This window comes from Weissella viridescens (assembly GCF_003862435.1).
In the GTDB taxonomy this organism is placed as follows: domain Bacteria; phylum Bacillota; class Bacilli; order Lactobacillales; family Lactobacillaceae; genus Weissella; species Weissella viridescens_A.
This window is the reverse complement of record NZ_RHGY01000015.1, coordinates 1-3,919: the sequence shown is the minus strand read 5'-3', so window position 1 is coordinate 3,919 and position 3,919 is coordinate 1. Positions and strand designations below refer to the sequence as shown.

Sequence of the window (3,919 nt, the reverse complement as noted above, 5' to 3'; positions counted from 1 at the left end):
ATTTTATTACAAGTACTTTTTGTTTTTATAGACTCTCTACCTCCATCAAGTCATGTTTAAAACACCAAATACTGATGACACCAAAATTCACCAATAACACATTACCAATTATTTCCGCGACATGTTTTTCTCGCACACATCGTCCAATTTGACCTTTATTAATATACTTATTTTGAAAAGTTGCTTTAAAATACTTATCGACATCTTGCCTGTGCATACACAATCACCCCTTTTTTCTTTTATTTACCTTGAATGAAGGTTAATCCATTTCCGTTTTTAAATTCACGGAAAGAAATCGTCCCACTTCCACCATTAACCACATTACATTCACTAACTAAGAACGAGCCGTCTGGATTCACGTATTCCACAAATGCAATGTGACCGTAGGGCGCAACCGCACCATATTGACCACCTTGAAAACTAACCGCCCAACCAGCTTTTGGGTTGTTGGCTTGTGTTTTCAAGCCATGCGCTTTAGCAGCACTTCCCCAACCAGAACCATTACCACCGTCACCCGAGAACCAAGGTACTGGATGACCCGTTTGCTTCATACGATTGTAAACATACCAAGTACATTGGCCGAATGGATAACGATTATCTGAATAATTTGTTGCACGACTATCATTAAACTGAATCTTGCCCTTATATTTAGCAGGAACAGCCTTGACCGGAGCACCTGAACTTTGCCCACTCACTGGAGCAGGTGTATCACACCCCAGTTTTTCTGATAGGTTTGTCACACTATCGTTATTGAGCTTGGCATTATCTTTAGCATCTTGGCCCAATTGTGAATGGGTTTTTTGCGCTGAAAAATCAAGCTTAAAGGTTTGTTTAATTGATTGTGCATCAGCCATAATCTGCGACGACTTACGTTGCGCAGTATCACCTGCCGGCAAGCCCTCATATCCAACATCCCAAGTTTCTTCTGCACCAGGCATCGTCGTTGACGACAATAATTTGTTATAAACGCTCCGATAAGGTCCCTTTAATTCTGTTTCTGTTAAGTCCATTTGTGAGGCAATTGTGTCTTGAGTATTCCCGTATCGATTACCATTAACACCACCAGTTCCCCACTGAAAAACCCCTTTTACTTGTCCACCAGGGTTAACAATCGTTGGATCAAAGTTTGACTCTTTCCAACCACACGCTAAAACGACAGCAATTTGATCACCAGAAAAGCCCATCTTTTTAAATCGTTCACTAGCATACTGCATATTTTTATACACTTTACTGCCCTTATTTTTCCAATCACCATTACTGTCACCAGTTGATACGACCGGTGCTTGTGAATCAACATTGTTTTCACATGATGTATCCGTACCAAAAATTGACAGAATCGCAATGAGCAGAATAAAAACAAACATCGTTATGACACCAAGCACTGGTGATAATCTCATAAATAACGATGTGTTACGAATTGATTCCATTTATACACCATCATTTTCATAAAAAAAGCCACTTACTTAGATTAAAGCAAGTGGCACAACACTATTTAATTTTGTGGCAGATTAATGGTTCTGGATAGACCAATTTTTCACCTTGTCGAAATGGATATTCCAATTGTAATGTCCGAAACAAATCTGCCTTACTTGATTGTTCTGCATATACTTGACCAGATACAACACCAATTGCTTGATACAATAAATCCCCCCCTTACTTTAGAAAATCATCAGGGCTTTCTGAGTCAAACTCAGCCCGTTTCGGATTTAAAGTAGCATTCATATCTTCATGAGAAGATGTTTCGGTTAGTGATGGTTGTTTTTGCGGTTTAATTGGCTGTTTTAGCCCATCATTTTCAATTTGTGCACTAGGTGTCGAAAAACTCGAATCGTCCACTAGTCCATCGTTTTTGGACGCTGAGAGTTTATCCCCTTGAAGGCTGGTTTCACCAAAATCAATCGTAGAGGTTGGCTTTGTGCCAGAGACAGTTGGTTGTCCAAAATCTTCATAAACTTGTTGGTCACTTGTTACACCACTCTGGGCATCATCAATCGGCAGTGTTGACTCATCATCACCCCGCTCAACTGAAGTAACATGATTAACTGGCGTATCACTTACGTGACCAAGCTCACCATCAGTTAAGATTTCTCCCGTTTGTGGTGCCTGAAGTTTTTTACGACGAGTCGTATCTTTTTCATCTGTACTTAAGTCTTCTGGTACTCCAATATCTGGATCATCAGCCTCGACTTCGCCTGGGACTGGTATCTCATCTTCAAAATCGTCTTCAAACTCATCATGTGAAACCAACTCCTCCTCACCATCTAAACCATCTGGAATATCAACATCAGGCGTGAGCTCTTCTTCTTCCGGCTCAGTGTCTTCCTCAACTCGATCAATATCCTTCTCGTCAGTTTCCTCTTCGACATCTTCATCTTCAGAGACATTGTTCTGTTCATCGTCACCAACGGTGGTTAAAGGACCATTTGAACCGACCTGGTCAGCATTAGCCGTTCGCAATAATGCAACCAGTTGTTGTGCAACTTGTTGTGTTTCTGGATCAACTTCAGGTGAAGCACCCGGACCACCGTCTTGAGGTGGAACGTCCTCTCCAGAGCGTAAGTTGTGGAACCCACTTCTTGCTTGATGCGCCATAGACGGCATACTTCCAGCATAGGGTACATTATTAATTGTACCACCACTTATTGTGGATAGAATTTGATTACGACTCTTCCAGAGCATGAGTAACAAGACAAATTGTAAAATGGTTGTGACTAAGACTAGAGCTACAGCTGTCGAGCCTTTAGGTGTTCCTAAACCAGTCGTTAAAGCTTTGACAATCGTATTAGACAGGCCAACAATGACGATTAGTAAGACAACGATTCCTTTGGTAAAAAAGGCTTTAAATATCTCACCAATTCCGTTATAAAGTGAACGATTAAATCTGGGGAAGAATGATAATATTGCCAAAACGGGCATACCCATCGTGAGAGCCAAAGCAATCATTGTGACCACCCAATTTAACAAACCAATCGCTATATACGGAATACCATTTAAGGTAATTACAAACAAACCAGCAAAAGACGTACTACTTTTAATCGCAGCGTTATCTTTTTCTAAGAACCCTTTATAATCCTTGACTTCATTCTTTTCTTTTTGTTTATCAACCTCTTTATCATTTAAAGGAACGTCCCTTAAGAAATCTTCTCGGGTTTTTTGATTAACGTTTGATTGTCCAAAGGCCCCAATTTTCCATAATTTATAGTAACTATTATCAAAATAGTCTTTACGCACTAACGTAACCGAATTTGTGGAAGTCGATTTATTTTTTGAGACAAGACCGGTATAAGAGTCTTTAGAATGATCCTCACCCAGTGATTTACTTACGCTACTGGCTACCGTAGCCCCTAAACTATCTGATAAAGAATTGACATTGTTTAAAATAGGCCCAACATTTGAAAACCAAAAAGCTGAAACGGCAATGACTAGCACCATTGAAACCAATTGTTTTAATCCCGCAGTACGCCCTTTTGATAAATAAAAAAAGAATGCAATTAACGCACCTATTGAAAAAACAATACTTAAGACAGCCCCTGATAAACCAAAATAGAGTGATTTAGAAATCCCCGATGCCCAATCAATTAAACCAGCCATCGAACTCGTATTAAATAAAATGTTTATAAATGTGTCCATTGCGGAATAAATCATCGTATCTAACGACCAAACCATATCTCCGATAAAATAGGTGGAATTCGCGTTAAAATCTAATGGACCGGTAGAAAAATGGTAAAGTTTAAAACTGTCAATATGATTAGTGATGTAAGACATATCATTACTATTAATAGCCCCAACGAGAGTCTTCTTAGTATCAGCTAAGGCCGGTATTGAAATAACCCACAATATCATTAATGACATAAGAAAAGCGACAGGAACAATAATACCCAGTCGCTTAATAACCGATTTATTCATTTTTTTCTCACTT

Annotated in this window: 3 protein-coding genes; all 3 read right to left on the bottom strand. The window is 39.3% G+C overall.

The features are described from left to right. Nucleotides 1–239 precede the first annotated feature (239 nt). A complete protein-coding gene (locus tag D3P96_RS08225; protein ID WP_185696144.1) occupies nucleotides 240–1,397 on the bottom strand; it encodes a phage tail tip lysozyme in 1,158 nt (385 codons plus the stop codon). A 91-nt stretch (nucleotides 1,398–1,488) separates the two neighbouring features. Next, the gene (locus D3P96_RS08415) at nucleotides 1,489–1,641 is read right to left on the bottom strand and encodes a hypothetical protein (protein ID WP_185696143.1); all 153 of its coding nucleotides are present in this window, start codon (nucleotides 1,639–1,641) and stop codon (nucleotides 1,489–1,491) included. A 12-nt stretch (nucleotides 1,642–1,653) separates the two neighbouring features. Then, a partial coding sequence (locus tag D3P96_RS08220) for a type IV secretion system protein (protein WP_221621573.1) occupies nucleotides 1,654–3,919 on the bottom strand: 2,266 nt, incomplete at its 5' end.